General features: G+C 36.3%; 12 protein-coding genes and 1 pseudogene. 5 read left to right on the forward strand and 8 right to left on the reverse strand.

Annotated features, from left to right (window positions below; all coding sequences use genetic code 11):
- Nucleotides 1–235: 235 nt before the first annotated feature.
- From arsS to BW936_RS02425, 7 genes and pseudogenes are all read right to left on the reverse strand, one after another.
- Nucleotides 236–1,291, reverse strand: a complete 1,056-nt coding sequence (arsS, locus tag BW936_RS02400) for an arsenosugar biosynthesis radical SAM (seleno)protein ArsS (RefSeq protein ID WP_076547939.1) — start codon at nucleotides 1,289–1,291, stop codon at nucleotides 236–238.
- A 320-nt stretch (nucleotides 1,292–1,611) separates the two neighbouring features.
- Entirely contained in the window at nucleotides 1,612–1,947 is a 336-nt protein-coding gene (locus BW936_RS19330; protein WP_081819435.1) for an arsenosugar biosynthesis-associated peroxidase-like protein, read from the reverse strand.
- A 234-nt stretch (nucleotides 1,948–2,181) separates the two neighbouring features.
- Nucleotides 2,182–2,847: pseudogene (locus tag BW936_RS02405) on the reverse strand (metallophosphoesterase family protein); the annotation flags it as partial.
- The gene (locus BW936_RS02410) at nucleotides 2,802–4,142 is read right to left on the reverse strand and encodes an SLC5/6 family protein (protein ID WP_076546719.1); all 1,341 of its coding nucleotides are present in this window, start codon (nucleotides 4,140–4,142) and stop codon (nucleotides 2,802–2,804) included. The pseudogene BW936_RS02405 and the gene BW936_RS02410, both read right to left, overlap by 46 nt.
- Before the next feature lie 53 nt (nucleotides 4,143–4,195).
- Nucleotides 4,196–5,620 (reverse strand): SusD/RagB family nutrient-binding outer membrane lipoprotein, encoded by a 1,425-nt coding sequence (locus tag BW936_RS02415; RefSeq protein WP_076546720.1) that lies wholly within the window; start codon nucleotides 5,618–5,620, stop codon nucleotides 4,196–4,198.
- A 10-nt stretch (nucleotides 5,621–5,630) separates the two neighbouring features.
- A complete protein-coding gene (locus tag BW936_RS02420) occupies nucleotides 5,631–8,834 on the reverse strand; it encodes a SusC/RagA family TonB-linked outer membrane protein (protein WP_076546721.1) in 3,204 nt (1,067 codons plus the stop codon).
- Between the two features lie 50 nt (nucleotides 8,835–8,884).
- Nucleotides 8,885–9,571 carry a TIGR04282 family arsenosugar biosynthesis glycosyltransferase gene (locus BW936_RS02425; protein WP_076546722.1) on the reverse strand — a complete coding sequence of 229 codons (687 nt, stop codon included), beginning with the start codon at nucleotides 9,569–9,571 and terminating at the stop codon, nucleotides 8,885–8,887.
- Nucleotides 9,572–9,944: 373 nt separating this feature from the next.
- Between BW936_RS02425 and BW936_RS02430 the strand changes: the two genes are divergently transcribed.
- Both BW936_RS02430 and BW936_RS02435 read left to right on the forward strand, forming a co-directional pair.
- Complete coding sequence (locus BW936_RS02430; RefSeq protein ID WP_076546723.1) at nucleotides 9,945–11,459, forward strand: Do family serine endopeptidase; 1,515 nt, start codon at nucleotides 9,945–9,947, stop codon at nucleotides 11,457–11,459.
- A 170-nt stretch (nucleotides 11,460–11,629) separates the two neighbouring features.
- Nucleotides 11,630–12,403 (forward strand): patatin-like phospholipase family protein, encoded by a 774-nt coding sequence (locus BW936_RS02435; protein WP_076546724.1) that lies wholly within the window; start codon nucleotides 11,630–11,632, stop codon nucleotides 12,401–12,403.
- Nucleotides 12,404–12,461: 58 nt separating this feature from the next.
- On the opposite strand, the gene BW936_RS02440 is transcribed toward BW936_RS02435, so the two are convergent.
- Nucleotides 12,462–13,511 carry a ferredoxin--NADP reductase gene (locus BW936_RS02440; RefSeq protein WP_076546725.1) on the reverse strand — a complete coding sequence of 350 codons (1,050 nt, stop codon included), beginning with the start codon at nucleotides 13,509–13,511 and terminating at the stop codon, nucleotides 12,462–12,464.
- A 240-nt stretch (nucleotides 13,512–13,751) separates the two neighbouring features.
- Here BW936_RS02440 and BW936_RS02445 point away from each other — a divergent pair, with 240 nt between their 5' ends.
- The 3 genes from BW936_RS02445 to BW936_RS02455 all read left to right on the forward strand — a co-directional run bounded on the left by BW936_RS02445 (nucleotide 13,752) and on the right by BW936_RS02455 (nucleotide 18,957).
- Nucleotides 13,752–14,099: a YciI family protein gene (locus BW936_RS02445; protein ID WP_076546726.1), complete on the forward strand. Its 348-nt coding sequence runs from the start codon at nucleotides 13,752–13,754 to the stop codon at nucleotides 14,097–14,099.
- A 5-nt stretch (nucleotides 14,100–14,104) separates the two neighbouring features.
- Complete coding sequence (locus BW936_RS02450) at nucleotides 14,105–15,343, forward strand: RNA polymerase sigma factor (RefSeq protein ID WP_076546727.1); 1,239 nt, start codon at nucleotides 14,105–14,107, stop codon at nucleotides 15,341–15,343.
- Between the two features lie 119 nt (nucleotides 15,344–15,462).
- Nucleotides 15,463–18,957, forward strand: coding sequence for a T9SS type B sorting domain-containing protein (locus tag BW936_RS02455; RefSeq protein ID WP_076546728.1), 3,495 nt, complete (start codon nucleotides 15,463–15,465; stop codon nucleotides 18,955–18,957).
- Nucleotides 18,958–19,025 lie beyond the last annotated feature (68 nt).

Consider the following 19,025-nt stretch of genomic DNA (forward strand, 5'->3'; position numbering starts at 1 on the left):
GGTAAACCTAACCATATGGTCTTTTTATAGAACTTGTGTTTTGTAAAAAGCTTCAGAATTTATAGATAAGATGCATTATTTTTCGATAAACGCATCTTTTATCCTTGAAAAACAATCATTTAGAATTGGTTTGTAGACTAGGTGGTTGGTTATATTTTGTTACTATTTACATCGTATAAAATAAAAAACCGCTCAATGTTTACACTGAACGGTTTATTATTAAATAGTTTTTTTGCTAAGCTACCGTACCCTGGCAACTACTACCGGCACCTGCGGTACAACCATAACAATGTTGTGATATAATGATGTTTCTATCGTTTAAGATATCTTCATTATAATCTTTTATATGTTTCACCTTACTAGCGACCTTTAGATCTAGCATTTGGTTAAAATCACAATCATACAACCAACCGTCCCAACTAATAGAAATGGTATTGGTGCACATTACGCTTGCTACGGCAGATGGGTTATAGGCTTCTACCAATGCATACATGTAATCTTCGTAATTCTCCGATGCAATCAAATAGTCCAAGAAACGTGCAATAGGTAAATTAGTAATGGCAAAAAGATTATGGAATTGAATATTAAAATCCTCTTTCAATGCTTTTTTAAAATCCTTCTCCATGGCTGCTTGATCGCCTGGCAAATACGCTCCAGATGGGTTGTAAACCAAATCCAACTTTAAATCGCTACCCGGCATACCATAGCCTCTCTCATTTAATTCTTGCAATGCCTTGATCGACTTGTCAAAAACTCCGTCACCTCTTTGCTTATCCGTTTTACCTCGGGTATAGTGTGGCATTGAAGAGATAACATGTACGTTGTGTTTTTTAAAGAAATCTGGTAGGTGATAATATTTTTTATTGGCCCTAATTATAGTCAGGTTAGATCTAACAATAAAGTCTTTAATCCCAGCTTTTGCCGCCTCTTCTACAAACCACTCAAAATCAGGATTCATTTCTGGAGCACCACCGGTTAAATCTAGAGTATGTGCCCCAGTATTTTTAATGACTTCTATACATTGCTGCATAGTTTCACGTGTCATTATCTCTTTACGGTCCGGACCTGCATCTACATGGCAATGCTCACAAACCTGATTGCACATGTAACCGACATTTATTTGTAAAATTTCCAGCTTTTTAGGTCGTAACGGAAAGTGACCAATTTCGGCAATTTTATCCTTAAAATAGGGTAACTCCCCATCAGCAAATATGCCTCCGTTCAATATTTCTAATTGCTTGTTGGAAACTGCTAATTCGTTCCCTTTCGCTTTTAATGATTTTGTAGCCATTTTTTTTTGTTGTTGGTTGATGGTTGTTTGTTGTTCGTTTATTTTATTACGAATCAACAAACCCTTCAGCCTATTTTAATTTCTTTTTTAATAGATAGCAATTTCTATTTTGTAATATTTTGGAAAAGTAGTCATTGGCGAATATTGAGTAAAACTAACAACCGACAACGAACAACTATCAATTAATATTACAACATTTAATTTCTTTTTTTACATGGATATTCATAGTGAATATTCCATTTGCAATATTTTTTAAACCAGCTTTAATTTCATTGTATTGATTATTGAAGAAGGCTGTTACGAACAACCAACAACGAAATTTACATGGATAATTTATTATACTTATTCATCATCTGTACACCATGTACCAATGTGGCGCCACTTTCAATGGCGGCACCTACATGAACGGCCTCCATCATCTCTTCTTTTGTAATTCCCTTTTGCAATCCGTCTTTAGTATAGGCATCAATGCAATAGGGGCACTTAACTACATGAGAGACAGCAAGGGCAATTAGTGACTTTTCCCTTGCACTTAGTGCGCCTTCTTCGAAAACCTTACCATAATAATCAAAAAATTTGGTCCCAAGCTCTTCGCTCCATTCTGTAATTTTTCCGAATTTTCTTAAATCTGCTGGATCATAGTACGTATTTGCCATCTTTTTTTGTGTTTTAGGTTTTATTGAATTCTTTTCTTCTTGTTTAAAATAAATAGGGATTCCCTGTCCCATTTTTTCTAGTTCGGGAAGTATTTCCATATTGTCCCAAATACCAGAGGTTAGCGTATCGCCATAAGCTTCTGGTAAATGGTTTTTATACATTAATTTCTGCGCGGTTTCAGCGTCATATTCAAAGGAGTGATGTGCGTAGGTAACTTCCCCATTTTCAATATCTAAAATCATATACCAAACCCGGGAGGTACCGTCATTTGCCGGCATACCTATTACACCAGGGTTCAGCCATAAGTTTTCTTTTATGGTTTGATGAAATGGCAAGCCACAATGTCCCGCAACAATGATATCACTTTCAGTGGTTGTAAAACAACGTTCTTTACTTACCGTAGCGTTTGACTTAAATACAAATTCTGAAGTATTGCCGTAATTTCCATGAACTACGGTAACGTTTTTTCCTCCATAATCAAAACTGATGTATTCTGGAATTTGCTTCATCCAATCTAAAGACTGTTGTGATAAATGCCCTTTGGTATATGGAAACCACATTTTAGAGAAATCGTCGCAACGGCTACCACTTTTAAAATCGCACCCACAATCTTCGCTATCATTGGCAAGTTGCAATTCTACATTGCCAGCAATAGTAAGTGCTCCCCATTTTTGAAACAGTTGCACCGTTTCTTCGGGCTGTGCGCAGTAACCGGTAAGGTCACCGGTACTTATACAGTTCTTCGGTGAAATTCCAACTTCATTAGCAATGGAAATCAATTTCTCCAAAGCTTGAAGGTTACTATACACTCCTCCAAAAAGCAATAGCTTTCCGTTCTTGGTGCCCATATGTTTTATTTCTTTATCCATGTAGGTATTATATAAACGAGTAGGCAACATAAAATGCCCCAAAAATTAATCCATAATAAATTGGCATATTTGCCGGTCGTAAAAATTAAATCACTTGGAAACCAGTTGAAAATTAAGAGGAAACCAAAAATCAATCCGCTGAATACACTTAAATGAAAACTGATTTTAGGCGCATTACCTTTCCAAAAAAGGAAAACGGGAGTTAAACCGATGACCATGGTACCACTAATAGTTGTTGCCGATAGAATTTCTGCATCTAAAAATACCGGAACCGTACCCAAAACCGCAACAGCTACCATAGACCACCGACCAAATTTTAAAGTGTTGCCAAGGTTTAGGTCAAGCGCCAATAACTTTGAAAATGATGAAAAGGTAGAATCTAATGTTGACGCTGCCGAGGTAATCATAATAAAATTGATGACCAATAATATCATTGTTCCAAATGCCTTACCAACTTGTACTGCTGCCTGACCTTGCATGCCTTGAGATTGGGCATAAACACCAATGATGCTAAACAGAATAATACAAATAGCACCAAGAACACTTGCCCATAAAAAACTTTTCAATGTTACTTTCGGACTACTGATAAACCCTCTGTCCGTTAATACGGGATCATGAAAGGGATAACTGAAAGATTGCAATAAGGCTGCGAACAATAAATTCAAACCTGTTTCAAAGGACCAAATGCCAGAATTTAATACCTCTGTCGTGCTTATAGCATTGTCATTTCCAAAAATAGTGAACAATATTACCGCTAATAACACTGAGAAAAGTCCCATTTGGACAACATCGGTAAAAATGGAGCTGCTCATGCCTCCTTTCAATACATAGGATAAAGTAAGCGCGGTAAATATTAAAATGGACCAATAATAAGCGCTGGTACCCATATCACCAAAGTACGAGCCTATGACCATAGTGTTGCTCCATACTTCATTGAACAAACGAAATGCAATCAAGATAGAGAATATGGTTACTGCAGTTTTACCAAATTTAGAAGATAAGAAATGATGGATACTGGTGTATTTACCATGCAGCCTCATTTTATAGATGACGATACCCGCTACGGCAAATGATAGATAATATCCTGCATAGGCAACACCACCCACAATACCGAAGTCCAATCCTAAGTTTGCGGCGTTGGTTATACTCTTGGCGAATATCCAAGAAATAATCAAACTACCCATTAACATGAACGTATTGGGTGCTTTTTTCTTTTGTACCGCTTTAAAAAACTGATTGGTATCTTTAGCCCATGGAGACATAAAGAACAACATCAAACTTGATGCTATCACTAATCCCCATTGCCAAATTTGTACTTCAGTCATAAATTTATTTTTATTCCTAACTCCTAACTCCTAACTCCTAACTCCTAACTTTGTTACTCATCCCACCAAACAGCCACATTTATACTATTGCCTTCCGTGTTATTTGAAGCTTCGGTATAATTCGCATTATTTAAAGCTTCTTCCTCAGCAGGATAAGGCATGCGTATGGGAATTAAATCATTGTTCAAACTAGCGGAAATTGTTTTCAATTTTGGGAAACCTGTTCTTCTATATTCTATCCATCCTTCATAACCGTTTATACTATTTGCAATCCATTTCTGAGTGATGATGTTTTGTAATGCATCTCCATTAGCGAAATTGGCATCCACCGTTAAATATTCTTGAGGAAGGTCTACTTGCCAATATTCAAATGCTTGGGTTATTCCCGTATTATAAAGACTTTCAGCTTCGGCAGTAATCAACCCTTTTTGAGCAGCTTCTGCCAATAAAAAATGCGTTTCCATACTTGTCATGAAGTTGGCGTCTAAAAGCCCTGTATTCTCTCTGAAAATAGTACCCAATAAAGAGTAATCAGCTAACGATACACCGGCAGATGCATCTATTCCGTTTAAAAGCCCATTGTATTCACCATCTAGACTGTTGGCAAAAGGTTGGTATAAGCGTGCGATACGTGGATCGTTTAAACCGGTCAAAATTTCATCCATCGTTTTAGAAAGTACGTAATTATTAAAATCACCAACCCTAAGTTGTGCAAGTCTAAAACTATTGGGCTCGCCATCGGTAAAGTTGAAAATGGCATTTTCCTCATTAGTATCAATGAAATTACCTTCATTTGCTATGGTCTGTAATTGAGAAGCCACATCTATCTTGTTAGATACACGCATTAAATATTTGATCTTTAATGAATTTGCAAAACGGATCCATCCGTCTAAATCGCCATTAAATAAAATATCACCTTCTAACGCTATGGTTCCTGTATAGTTCTGTATGGCTAAAATTCCTTTATCTAGATTATCGAATACACCACCTTCATCCATATAAATAGATTCTTGAGTGTCGTAGGTGGGAGTCACGGTTTCTGTATCTCCTTTAAATGCTTCTGAATAAGGAACGTCACCAAATAAATCGGTTAAACCAGCCGCCATGTACGCTTTCATAATTCTTGCGGGACCTTCATAAACGGTATAAGCAGCATTCTCTTGAGACAAATTCAGTATAATTTCATTATCCCTTAAATTCTGATAGAATATAGGCCACGGATTTCCTCCCAGTTGCGGTGATTTTAAATCATGCCTGTCAAATAAGTTAAAATCAAGAGCCGTGCTGTATTGACCTAACAGATTGCCTGCCGTAAAACCTTCATAAGACATTTGTTCACCGTAGTCATAGATAACCTGTCTCAACAATAGACTGGGTTGTACCGTAACCGGATCGTTAGTGTTCGTATTAATTTCTTCAAAATCTTTTGTGCAGCCAATGACCAACAATAAGATTAGAATGCTATATATATGTTTCATCATCTTTTTCTTAAAAATTAAATCCGGCTTTAAAACCTATACTTCTTGTGGTAGCGTATGACATGTCTTCAACACCACTTATAAATCCTTGTCCTTGTACCGCTAACTGCTCTGGGTCAAAATGTGGATTCTCCGTAATGGCAAACAAGTTCTTGCCAATTAGAGATAAACTCAACCTGGCATCTTGATTGAAAAAACTAAGATTATCAAACGTATAACCAATGGATACTTGCCGTAGTTTTAAAAAGGAAGCATCATAGGTATTGTTTTCCTCATGGTTTCTGTCATAAAACTGACGATAGTAACTTTCTGCAGTTACAGCAACGGTATTTGGAATATATTCAGGATTAGCAATAGTACCAGTATTTACAACGCCTTCTGGTACAATTCCTTCTTCTGGTCTGTTTGCAGTTTCTGCTAGTTGACCACCAACATTACCCAATGCCCTTGTTCTAGAAACAATGATACCGCCTTGTCGCCAGTCGAAAAGGAAACCCATATTCCAGTTCTTATAATTAAATTGATTGTTGAAGCCTAGCATAAAATCAGGATTGTAATTCCCTAATTTTTGCAATTCGTTATCAGGAATGTATCTGCCTTCATCCGTTAAGATAAAATCACCATTTTCATTCTTAAGGTATCCTGTTCCGTATAGATCACCCACACGACCACCTTCTTCTGCCTGTAAAAATACCGTTTGGTTTTGACTGTCGTAAATTCTAGAATATGCCAGAGTTAATCGACCTTCGTCTTGTGGTAGGCTTTCTACCGTAGATCGGTTGATGCTAAAATTTAAGGTGCTGTTCCATTTTAAATTCTGACTTATAACCGGCGATATGCCCAAAATAATTTCTACACCTTTAGAACGAACTTCACCACCATTGACCACTTGTTGTGTATAACCTGATGAAATACCAATAGGCAAAGAAATGATTTGATCTTTGGTTAATGCGTTATAGTAAGAAACATCAAAACGAACCTGGTCGCCAAACAATCTTACATCTGCACCTACTTCAAATGAAGATGTTAACTCGGGTTGTAGATTCGCATTTGCAATCGTGTTTGAGTTACTAAAGGTTGGCTGACCATTAAAAGGAGTTTGCGCTACAAAAGCACCTGTAGTTTGATACGGATTTGTATCATTACCAACCTGCGCCCAACTTGCTCTTAGTTTTGCAAAGGAAATTGCTTTAGGTAACTCAACCACTTCTGATAGTATAAAACTACTAGATACCGATGGATAAAAGAACGAGGTGTTATCTACCGAAAATGGAGTGGCTAAAGCACTGGACCAATCATTTCTTCCGGTTATATCTAAGAAGAGGAAATTTTTATAACCAAATTTTGCTAGACCGTAAAAACTATTGATTCTTTTATTAGATTCAAACTCGAATACTTCAATTGGTGAAGCTGCATTAGATAACCTAAAAATACCCGGTTGTGCCAAACTTGTAGTTTGTGATTGTGATGTAAATGCTTTTTGATCTAATCTATTTCCTCCAAAGGAAACATCCACTTTAAAATCATTGAATTGATTGGTATAGTTTAAAAGAAAATCAGTATTCACTTCTCTAAAGAAAACATCATGTTCTGCATACCCTCCATTTGCAAATCGGTTAGAACTGTAGGCTCTGCGCAATTGGCGTAGCTCGCTAGAATAATCCATTCCGGTACGGATAGATGCTGTTATATGGTTTGTAATATCATAGCTGGCCGAAATATTTCCAAAAACACGATCTCTATTAAAGGAGTTTCTGTTTTCATTAAGAATGAAATACGGATTATCGAAAAAGGTATAGTTATACGAATACTGTTGTGTACCCTCTAAACCGGGTTGCCAGTAATTTTTTAAATTTTCAATGTTTAAAGAACGCGGACCCCAAGCTACTAAAGAGTAATTAGCATTTTCAGATCCATAACCATTAGAAGGTCTATTGTCGCTATTAGAATTAATGTAACTTATAGATGAATTGATGCGTAATTTATCAATCGGTTGAAAATTTAATCGAGTACTTATAGTTTGTCGGTCTAAATTAACCCCTGGTATTATAGATTCACTTCTTAAATCGGTAAATGAAAGTCGAAAGCTTCCTTTATCAAATCCGTTAGAAATAGCGATATTATTGATTAACGTTGTTCCGGTTTCGTAGAAATCTTTCAAATTATCAGGATTTGATTTAAACTCCGTCGGTGTTATGGTATTCCCGTTGTAAAGAGCAGTATCTCCACCTCGAACAATGGTACCATCTGCCAATGTCACGGGACTATCATATTGAGGAATAAGATTACCAACATCTAAACGTGGTCCCCAACTATACGTAATCAGGTCATTTGTTCCTCCACCTAATCCGTCTACAAAAGCAAATTCACCGGAGTTTCCTTGTCCGTATTCATTTTGAAAATCGGGCAGTTGAAAAGCTGAATCCACAAAAAAGCTAGTGTTGTAGCTTACGCCCAATCCTTTCGTATTCTTCCCGCTTTTGGTTTCTATGATGATTACACCGTTGGATGCTCTTGTACCGTAAAGTGCAGCCGCACTTGGTCCTTTTAAAACCGATACTTCGGCAATATCATCGGGATTTACCTCCATTGCACTGTTTCCAAAATCTATTTCCTGAAATCCGGCTGCTGCCTCATTGGTAAAATTGAAGACCGAGTTATTATTGATAGGAACTCCGTCTACAATAAACAGGGGATTGTTATTAGAGAAAGATGCTTCGCCACGAATGGTGATTTTTGAAGAAGACCCCACGCCGGTTGCACCTTGGTTTATGGTTACACCTGCTAATTTCCCCGAAAGGTTGTCTAAAAAGTTCACTGATTTTACTTCAGTAACTCCTTTGGCATCTAGACTTTGCACCACATAACCCAATTCTTTGGTTTCTCGTTTTAAGCCTAATGCGGTTAGTACCACTTCATCTAAAACTTCAGAAGAATCATTTAAAGTAATATTGATGGTTATGCGATTGTTGATTGAAACTAATTGAGTTTCGTATCCTAAAACTGAAAATTCTATTTCACCGTTAAGGTTGGGAACATCAATGGTATAAAAACCATTTTCATTGGTTATAGTTCCGGTTATGGTACCAGTTAATATAATGTTTACGTACGGTATGGTATTTCCATCGGTATCGGTAACAATACCTGTAATTGTTTCTTGAGCATTGACCATGTTTATCATAAACACCGTCAACACTAGTAATAAGTGTTTCATATATAGCTTTGGACTGAGTTTTTAATTATCCAACTTTTGGATAAAGAGGGCTAGATAAATGAAAGTGCCGGAGAGCCTTTGTTGTACGGAAAGCTATTTGGAAAGAGCGTGGAGTAATTCTGGTTAGTAGCGTATATATTTCTGTTTATATTTAACAGACTTACAATTAATGATAATAAAGTTGAAGATAGACCGGCGGAAAACGATAGTATGGATCGTAAATCCCGTTCGTTGTCCAAATCTTGAAGAACAGGTAATTTTATTAATTCTGACGCTTCTTCTTGTAAACACAAGGAAATTTGCTGGTATAAGCTAAAACGTTGCCACGGCAATTTTTTAAATTCAGCAACTGTAAAATTAGATTTTTGCAAACCTAATAAATAGAAACCACCGTCAATAGAAGGACCAATTACGGTCTTGCCCATTGCCAGTTGTTTGGCAGTATGTTTAAGATGCTGGGTTTTTAAATGTGGCGTATCATTACCAATCGTAATAATATTAGAAAAGCCTTTGTCAAAAACACTAGCAATGGCATTGGTAAAACGTTCGCCAAAAGAAGCACCAACTTGATTTTCATCTGAAAAATGAAAAACAGGTAAACCTGTTCTTTTGGCCTTTTTAAGAGTAGTTTGGGTTAAAGCATCAAATAATTGCTCACCTTTAAGAATGTGCTTGTTCGCCAAATCTTGTTTGGCGGAGTTGGCAAATACTAAAATTGCAGTAGGCAGTGAATTCAATTAATTGTTCTTTCTCGTTGTTAAACTTACGTAAAAATATGGCAATGGTTTTTTAAGTATACATAAATTGTATCTTTTAAAAACAAGAATTGCCTTACTTTAAGTCAAAATGTCAGTTTTAAACCAAGTGGTTGGTTTTTAGTACGCATTAAGGAAATAGTATCGTTTGAATTATCCATAAACAGGATGTAAATTCAGACAACGAACCTATTTTTTATGCTAAATCTGCTCATTTTTTATGGTTACAGACTACTTAGTCTAAAAAAAGCCTTAAAATTTCAAAGAGATTTAAATATTTTTTAGCATTGGCAGGTATATTCATGGTATAGCTATTGCTGCTAGGACATTAGAAGAATTCTAAAAATTTAAATATATGAAATCAAACACAAATATCAGTAGTGCTTGGAAGGTTTACTTCTTCTCAGCGGTTATTGCCGTAGCAGTTAGTTATGGAGTAATACAATTGAATAAACAAGATGTAAAAGAAACGAGCGGGGTTACCGTAGTAGAATCTGTACCTGGTGCACATGCTTTGTATACGAAGGATAATGAAGGAAATATTAAGCCTTTAGATTTTACCGAAACTTCTGAAAAAGTTTTAGATGCCGTAGTGCATATTAAATCTACTCAGACAGGATCATCATATCATAACCAAGGTGCGCGTGAATTGCCAGATCCTTTTAAAGAGTTTTTTGGAGATATGTTTAAGGGGCAATCACCAAATGGTGCTCGGTCAAGACCTAGGATTGGAACAGGATCGGGAGTGATTATTAATGACAAAGGCTATATCGTTACCAATAACCATGTAATAGATAATGCAGATGAGGTTGAGGTTACCTTATATAACAACCAATCGTATAAAGCGACGGTTATTGGAACTGACCCAACTACAGATTTGGCACTAATACAGATCAAAGCAGATAACCTAAAAACAATGTCTTTGGTAAATTCAGATGATGTGGAAGTAGGAGAGTGGGTATTGGCCGTTGGTAATCCGTTAGGGTTGAACTCTACGGTTACTGCGGGTATTGTAAGTGCAAAGGCAAGAAGTATTCATATTAATACAGATAAGTTTGCGGTTGAAAGTTTTATTCAGACCGATGCGGCAATAAACCCTGGTAACAGTGGTGGTGCTTTAGTGAATTTAGACGGAAACCTGGTTGGTATCAATACGGCTATAGCAAGTACAACTGGTACGTATACGGGCTACGGATTTGCAGTTCCTAGTAACATTGTTACCAAGGTGGTAGAAGATTTGTTGAAATTTGGTAACGTACAACGTGGTATGTTAGGGGTAACTATTAGAACTATGGATAGTAACTTGGCAAAGGAAAAAGATGTAGATTTTACCAAAGGTGTATGGGTAGAACAAGTAGGTGAAGATAGCGGAGCGGATTTGGCAGGTTTGGTATCTGGTGATATTATTGTAAGTGTAAACGGAAAAGAAACGGGTACATCACCAAGACTTCAAGAAATTATTGCGGGTAAAAGACCTGGTGATAAGGTAGCCATAGTTGTTCATAGAAACGGAAAGGAAAAGGAGTTTGAGGTAGAGCTTCATAATTCTCAAGGCGGAACAAACATTATCAAGAAGGAAGAAAAAGAAGTTTTTAATCTTCTAGGTGCGGACTTTGAAAATGTGGATAAAGAGATGGCCAAAAAATTTAATTTAGATGGTGGCGTTCAGGTTACCAAATTATATCCTGGTAAAATCAAGAAGGAAACTCAAATGCGAGCAGGATTTATTATCACACATATTGATGGTAAACGTGTAAAGGATGTTGATGATGTCGCTGTTATTTTAGAGAACAAAAAAGGCGGGGTGATGTTAGAAGGAATCTATGAAGACGGTTCTAAATATTATTATGCCTTCGGATTGGATTCATAGTCTGCTTTAATCCCTCCAGAGGGTTATATTACATTATGTTCTGGTCGGTTGAAAAGTATTTATTCCAAATTACACTTCTAGGCTTGTACCTAGGTAGTTGATTGATTAATTTTATGCCAAGCGGATAATAGTATTCGCTTGGCATTTTTTTTGAAATTAATTCTAGATAGATGCAATTAGGTTCAAAGTCTATAGGTTTGGTACTTTCGGGCGGAGGTATTAGAGGCATGGCACATATTGGTGTTATTAAGGCAATGCAAGAGTTTGGTCTTGAGGCTAACGTAGTTTCCGGAAGCAGTATTGGTGCTTTGGTAGGTGCGTTGTACGCAGCAGATAAACCCGTTATAGATATGCTTAGATTTTTTAAGGAAACACCGCTTTTTAAATACAATTACTTTGCGGTGGCTAAACCGGGTTTATTGAATAGCGAGAGTTATATAAATTCTTTTAAAAAGTATTTTCCAGAGGATAGTTTTGACGCATTAAATAGAGAACTTCATGTAGTTGCTACTAATTTGCAGAAAGGAGAAGAGCTTTTCATCAATAAGGGTGAATTGATAAAACCTTTATTGGCATCGGCTGCATTACCTCCTGTCTTTAGCCCTGTTGAATATAAAGGAGAATTATATGCCGATGGCGGAATCATGAATAACTTTCCGTCCGAACCTGTGTTGCCAAGGGTAGATTATGTAATTGGTAGCAATGTATCTGTAGTTTCTCAATTAGAGAAAAAACACCTGAACAATTCGTTTCAATTAACAGGTAGAGTAACCGGGTTGATGATTTACGCTATCAACCGACAGAAAATTAACAATTGCCACCTTGTGCTAGAATCTAAAGAATTAGAGCATATTGGTTTATTAGACAGAAGAGGAATTGAAAAAGCGTATGCCATTGGGTATGAAGCTGCCGTTAGAAAATTTGATGAAGTCTCTACTATTTAAATAAAAAACGGCCGGTTGATACAATTCAACCGGCCGTTTTATTGATTATTATATTAGCTTACACATCATCATAATCTACTTTAATAGTAGGTGTAGTTGCATGAGCTTGGCAGGTAAGAATAAATCCGTCTGCTATTTCTTTATCGGTCAAAATTTGGTTCATGACCATTTCTGCTTTTCCTTCCGTTACTTTAGCAATACAACTACTACATACTCCGCCTTGACATGAGTATGGTGCATCAATATTTTCTTTCAAAACAGCATCTAAAATAACTGTTTTCTTGTCCATGGTAAATTGAAATTCTTCATCGTCAACAAGAACGGTAACCGCAGTTTGACCATCGGCCTGTATAGGTAATTCTTCTTTTATCTCTGTAGGAGTAAAAAGCTCAAAATGGATTTTATCCTTATCCACTTCATTTTCTATTAAAGTGTCTTGTACCAAACGGATCATCTCTTCTGGACCACATAGATAGTAACCATCGAAATCGACATCCTTATGTTTGTTCAGCAATGCATAGTTAACTGTTGAGGTGTCTATTCTACCAAATAATGCCTTGTCTTCACGAGTTTGGCTATTGGTGAAATATACAAAAAACCGATTGGCATATTCTAGTTCTAGTTTCACTAAATCTGTATAGAACATGGTCTCTTCGTAAGACTTGTTACCATAAACCAAAACGAATTTGTTCTTAGGGTTACTGTCTAAAACGGATTTTACAATACTCATGATTGGTGTAATACCACTACCCGCAGCAAAAGCAGCTATGTTTTGAACGTCTTTCTTTGTATTAAAAACAAAACGACCTTCTGGCTCCATTACTTCTAAGGTATCACCAACCTTTAATTCTGAATTGGCGTAGTTAGAGAACCCGCCATTATCTACTTTTTTGATACCTATAGTAATACCATCTTTTTCGGTAGATGAACTAATGGAATATGCTCTTCTAAGTTCTTTACCTTTTATTTCCTTTTTTATAGTAATGTACTGACCTGCAACAAAGGTGAAAGTCTGTGCCAATTCTTTCGGTATTAAAAATGTAACAGCAACAGAAGTTGGCGTTAATTTCTTAATATGTTTTACCGTTAATGGGTGAAAATGTGACATATGTTCGTTTCTTTAAATCGATTTACAAAATTAAGCATGCTTTTGGGATATCATATGACATTTGTCAAAAAAGTGAATTTCTCTATGCTTTTGACAGGTATTTCAGTTTAAATAATCCTTAATTTTTCTTTTTTAAAAATATATATCTAAAAATTGTCCCTAATTTGATTTCGGTAACGTCATGGGGTTAACAATAAGAGCTTAGAGCGAGTTCTATGTAAAAACTAAAACAGTTAAATTATGAAAGATTTTATGATGATTTTTATTGGTGCAGATTACCAAGAATTAGGTTTGTCGCCAGAGCAGTTGCAAGAACGAATGGGAAAATGGTTCGCTTGGAATGAAAAAATGATGTCTCAAGGTATCGTGAAAAGTGGTGACGCTTTAGTTCCGCATGTAAAAAGAGTTTCTGGTCCGAAGCGCACTGTAACCGATGCTCCTTTAATAGAAGGAAAGGAGTTGATTGGCGGTTATTACATTGTACAAGCTGAAAATGCTGATGCAGTTGTTAAGATAGCAGAAGATTACCCAGATTATGATTTAGACGGTACCGTAGAAATTAGAGAAGTAATGGTGTTTGAGCAGTAAAATATATGGAACATAAAATAGTTGACCATCTTTTTAGACATCATTACGGGAAGATGGTCGCTATTTTAACCCGTTTTTTCGGATTGTCCTATATAGAGACCATAGAAGATGCCGTACAGGATACGTTTATAAAAGCAAGTTCACAGTGGCGGAACAAGATTCCCGATAATCCGGAAGCTTGGCTGAACCGAGTTGCCAAGAACAGGACAATTGATATTCTGCGGAGTATACAAGCAGAAAAGAATAGAAATCTTACTATTTCAACAGGAGCTTCTTCATTACAAATAGATGAACTTTTTCTAGACCATGAAGTAGCCGATAGTCAGTTACGCATGATTTTCGTTGCCTGTCACCCCAATTTACACCCTAACGAACAAATTGCTTTTGCGCTAAAAACAATTTCAGGTTTCAGTACTAAAGAAATTGCCTCAGCATTGTTAACCAAAGAAGATACAATTGTTAAGAGATTAACCCGTGCTAAGAAATCTATTGGAGAGAACAACATTCAATTTAAATACCCAAATCCCGAAGCTGTTCATGACCGAATGATCCAAGTAATGGAAGTCATTTATTTGACCTTCAATGAAGGTTTTCATTCTACTAATCAAGATAGACTTATCAAGGAAGATTTGTGTGGTGAAGCTATTCGCCTTTGTCAACTTCTTTTGAAAAAAGAGCAATTTAGAAGCGGAAGTTTGTATGCTCTTTTTGCCTTGCTATGTTTTCATACGGCACGATTAGAAAGTAAAATATCTACTGATAATCAAATTGTTAACCTTAAAGATCAAAATCGTACCAAGTGGTATTTTTCCCTGATAAAGATGGGGAATAGTGCTATGCAAAAAGCGGTAGAGTACGAAGATACTTCGGTTTATCATTACGAAGCAGCTATTGCTTCAGAACATTTAAATGCTAAGACTTTTGAAGAAACCAATTGGAAAAAAATCTCTTATTGGTATGAACAACTGTATGCGTTCGAACCAAATTCATTTACCTTATTAAATCATGCTACAGTATGTATTCAATTGAGTGATTTTGAAAAAACACTTCGCCTATTAAATAGTATAGATGTTTCTGATTTAGGGCAAAGAGCCTATTTATATTATGGTTGTTATGCGGAATATTATGTTCAAATAGGGGAAAAAGAATTGGCGATTTCTTTTTTAGATAAAGCATTGATGAAAACTACGAATAGGTTGGAGCGAGAGTTTATGATACGGAAGAGGGAAGGATTACTTGGTTAACTTCATTGATTTTAAATAAAGAATGCTCCTTATCGACATTATAAACACTATGAAGTATTTTACTTACGCTATATGTTGTAATTCTTATATTAGCGCAAGACCAACAAACCTACTTATACTTGAAAAAGTTCATTTCGATTGCCCTCATTATTATTTCTACGTTTGGCTTACACGCCCAAAAAGAAGCCGCTATATGGTATTTTGGCGAAAATGCGGGTCTTGATTTTAATTCTGGAACTACCGTAGCCTTAACGGATAGTGCGATGAATACCGAAGAAGGGTGTTCTACGGTATCAGATTCTAACGGTAACTTACTTTTTTATACAGACGGATCAACGGTTTGGGACAGAAACCATAATGCTATGCCAAATGGTACAGGTTTATTTGGTGATGTAAGTAGTACTCAATCTTCAATCGTAGTACCCTTACCAGAGTCACCTAATTTATTTTACATATTCACTGTTTTTTCTAGCGCTATTTTGCCGGGTTTAAACTTTTCTATTTTAGATATGAATTTAAATGGTGGTTTAGGAGATGTTACAACGCAAAAGAATTTGCAATTAGAGCCTATGGTTTCTGAGAAATTGACTGCGGTATTGCATGAAAATGGAAGAGATATTTGGGTACTTGCCCACCGCTGGGACAGTGATGCATATTTAGCATATTTAGTTACTCCGGCAGGTTTGAATCCTATTCCTGTAGAATCTAATGTGGGTGAACCCCACAGAAGGACTTTTCCTGACGGAGATTGGAATTTTGCCGGTTATTTAAAAGCTTCACCCGATGGAAGAAAACTGGCAGGTTGTATTCCAAAAATGGGACTTGTCGAACTTTTTGATTTTAATACAACAACTGGTGTTATTTGTAACCCTTTAAAATTAGATGAAGATCTTTCCAAAAAGTATTATGGTGTTGAATTTTCTCCCAGTGGAAGATTTTTGTACGTAGTGGATAGTAGACTCGGTCTTCCGAGATATAGCAGATTGTACCAATACGATATAGAAGCACCCGATATACCCGGTTCACAAGTGCTGGTCCATGATAATGGTGGCAATTTGCTTGTAGCACTGACAAGCCTGCAATTGGGTATCGACGGTAAGATATATGCCTGTAATTTCAACAACCTGTACATAAGTTCTATCGAGAATCCAGATGAGAAGGGTGTGGCATGTAATTTTATAGGTGAAAGTGTTTGGCTAGGTGGACAACGTGGGCTTAGTGGTTTACCACAGTTTATACAATCTTTTTTTCTGGTGAACTTAGAAGTAGAGAACCTGTGCTTTGGTAATACAACGGAATTTAAAGTAAAGAGTACGAAGACTATAGATGCTATTACTTGGGATTTTGGAGATGGTAATACCTCGGTTATAGAAGAGCCAACATATGTTTATACCACACCAGGGGTTTATACTGTTTCAGTAGAAGTTACTACGGGAGCCGACACGGAAATTAGTACTAAGGAAATTACTATAGAAGAAACTCCTATCGCTGTCGCACAAGCAAATATTGAGGTATGTGTTACAGAGGATAGCTATACTTTAGATTTAAGCACACTTAATACTGCAATTTTAGGAACTCAAAATCCATCAGATTTTACGGTCACCTATTTTTCATCACAAACTGATGCAGATGCAAATAGTAATCCGTTAGCATTGAATTATGATTTTCCGCTAGGAAGTACGGCAGTTTATGCACGAGTTTCCAATAGGAATAATACAGCTTGTTTTGATACAACCCAGTTCAATATCCTTGCCCAGCAAGAACCAACATTAGGAACTATATCCGATTGGACTATTTGCGACGATAATCTTGACGGATTTTACACATTTGATTTAACTGAAAAGAATACTGATATTTTTAATGGTCAAGATGAGGCTGTATTTGATGTAGCCTATTTTGCTTCTCAGGCCGATGCTGATGCTGGCACCAACCCTCTGCCGCTTAACTATACCAATTCTTTAGCTGTTGAAGAAATATTTACTCGTCTACAAAACACCTCACATACCGATTGTTATAAAACTGAGAGTTTTACCATAGAAGTAAGTGCAGGAGTCGTAGTGAATACGCCAAATAATTTAGAGTTGTGCGATGATGACAATGATGGTTTTGCAACTTTTACTTTAAGTGATACGGAAACAGAAATCATAGGAACACAGAATTCAAGTAGCTTAGCAATATCATATCATACTACGTTGGCTGATGCAGAAAGTGGTTCAAATGAAGTCGATAATGATTTTACAAATACAACTGCTTACATTCAAAGTATGTATGCAAGGGTGCAAAATACATCGGATTCGAGCTGTTATGACATTACAAGTTTCGATTTAATTGTTTTTGATTCCCCTCAAATACAGATAGTCACAGATTGGAATGTTTGTGATGATGATAACGATGAATTGTCTTTATTTGATTTGAATCAAAAGAGTGCAGAAATCTTAGGAAACCAAAATGCAAACGATTTTACGGTTAATTATTATGAAACTTTAGCCGAAGCGAATTTGGCTCAGAATGATATTAATGATGTATATCAAAACACGTCCAATCCTCAAACTATATATTATAGTATTGAAAATAATAGTACCGCAACTTGCCGGGTTACCGATAGTTTTGAGATTACCGTAAATGATACTCCTTTTGCACAAGCTCCATTATCAATAATTCTTTGTGATGATGAAACTGGTAATCAGTCAATAGATTTAACCCAAAAAGATGTTGAGATTTTAGATAGTCAGGCAGCGGCTGATTTTAATGTTCGCTATTATACGTCGCAAGCAGATGCCGAAAACGATTCTAATGCTGTTAATGGCGAAGTGTATTCTACTTCACAAGCCCAAGAAACCATATATGCACGGGTAGAACGAACCGATTTACAAAGTTGTTTTGCAATTACATCCTTTGAAATAATCATAAACCCTTTACCGCAGCCCAATTTGGATGAACGTTATGTTATTTGTCCCGATAGTCCAGCTTTAGTTATTGATGGCGGTGATTTTGAGTCTTGGTCTTGGCAAAATTCTAGTGGAATCGAGCTTAACACTACCAGAAATTTTAATGTTTCTGATTTAGGTGCATATCAATTAACAGTAAGCCAAACTGCAAACGGGGTACGTTGTGAAAATTCCCAATCATTTGAGGTATTGTCATCTGGTGCACCTGAGACTATGACCGTTGAGATTAACGGATTTTCAGATCAGATAGATATCACAATTAACGCGACAGGAACAGGACCTTTTGAGTATTCGGTAGATGGCAAAAACTATCAAACCAGTAATGAGTTTGTTGTTTTTCCTGGTGAGCATACCATGTTTGTGAGAGATTTATTAGAATGTAGAGTCTTATCAGAAGAAGTTGTAGCTATTGGTTACCAGCGATTTTTCACTCCGAATGGAGATGGCAGTAATGAATATTGGAATATCATCGGTGGTGAACTGCATCCAGAATCTCAAGTGTATATTTATGATAGATATGGTAAACTTTTGAAACAGATTAGCCCAAATTCAAAAGGATGGGATGGAACTTCGAACGGTATCTTACTACCAGAATCAGACTATTGGTTTAAATATGTGTATTCTGATAATCAAATAATTACAGGGCATTTTACTTTAAAACGATAAATTAATTACGGTCTATTTTAAGTAGTTTAGAAATATAATCTTCAATTATCTTGTAACAAACTCAAGAT

The sequence above is a fragment of the Maribacter ulvicola genome (assembly GCF_900155985.1).
Lineage (GTDB): Bacteria > Bacteroidota > Bacteroidia > Flavobacteriales > Flavobacteriaceae > Maribacter > Maribacter ulvicola.

Excerpts from the sequence above, each read along its gene's own strand:
- arsS (WP_076547939.1), bottom strand. The coding sequence starts at position 1,291 with ATGGCTACAAAATCATTAAAAGCGAAAGGGAACGAATTAGCAGTTTCC.
- BW936_RS19330 (WP_081819435.1), bottom strand. The coding sequence starts at position 1,947 with ATGGCAAATACGTACTATGATCCAGCAGATTTAAGAAAATTCGGAAAA.
- BW936_RS02410 (WP_076546719.1), bottom strand. The coding sequence starts at position 4,142 with ATGACTGAAGTACAAATTTGGCAATGGGGATTAGTGATAGCATCAAGT.
- BW936_RS02415 (WP_076546720.1), bottom strand. The coding sequence starts at position 5,620 with ATGAAACATATATATAGCATTCTAATCTTATTGTTGGTCATTGGCTGC.
- BW936_RS02420 (WP_076546721.1), bottom strand. The coding sequence starts at position 8,834 with ATGAAACACTTATTACTAGTGTTGACGGTGTTTATGATAAACATGGTC.
- BW936_RS02430 (WP_076546723.1), top strand. The coding sequence starts at position 9,945 with ATGAAATCAAACACAAATATCAGTAGTGCTTGGAAGGTTTACTTCTTC.
- BW936_RS02435 (WP_076546724.1), top strand. The coding sequence starts at position 11,630 with ATGCAATTAGGTTCAAAGTCTATAGGTTTGGTACTTTCGGGCGGAGGT.
- BW936_RS02440 (WP_076546725.1), bottom strand. The coding sequence starts at position 13,511 with ATGTCACATTTTCACCCATTAACGGTAAAACATATTAAGAAATTAACG.
- BW936_RS02445 (WP_076546726.1), top strand. The coding sequence starts at position 13,752 with ATGAAAGATTTTATGATGATTTTTATTGGTGCAGATTACCAAGAATTA.
- BW936_RS02450 (WP_076546727.1), top strand. The coding sequence starts at position 14,105 with ATGGAACATAAAATAGTTGACCATCTTTTTAGACATCATTACGGGAAG.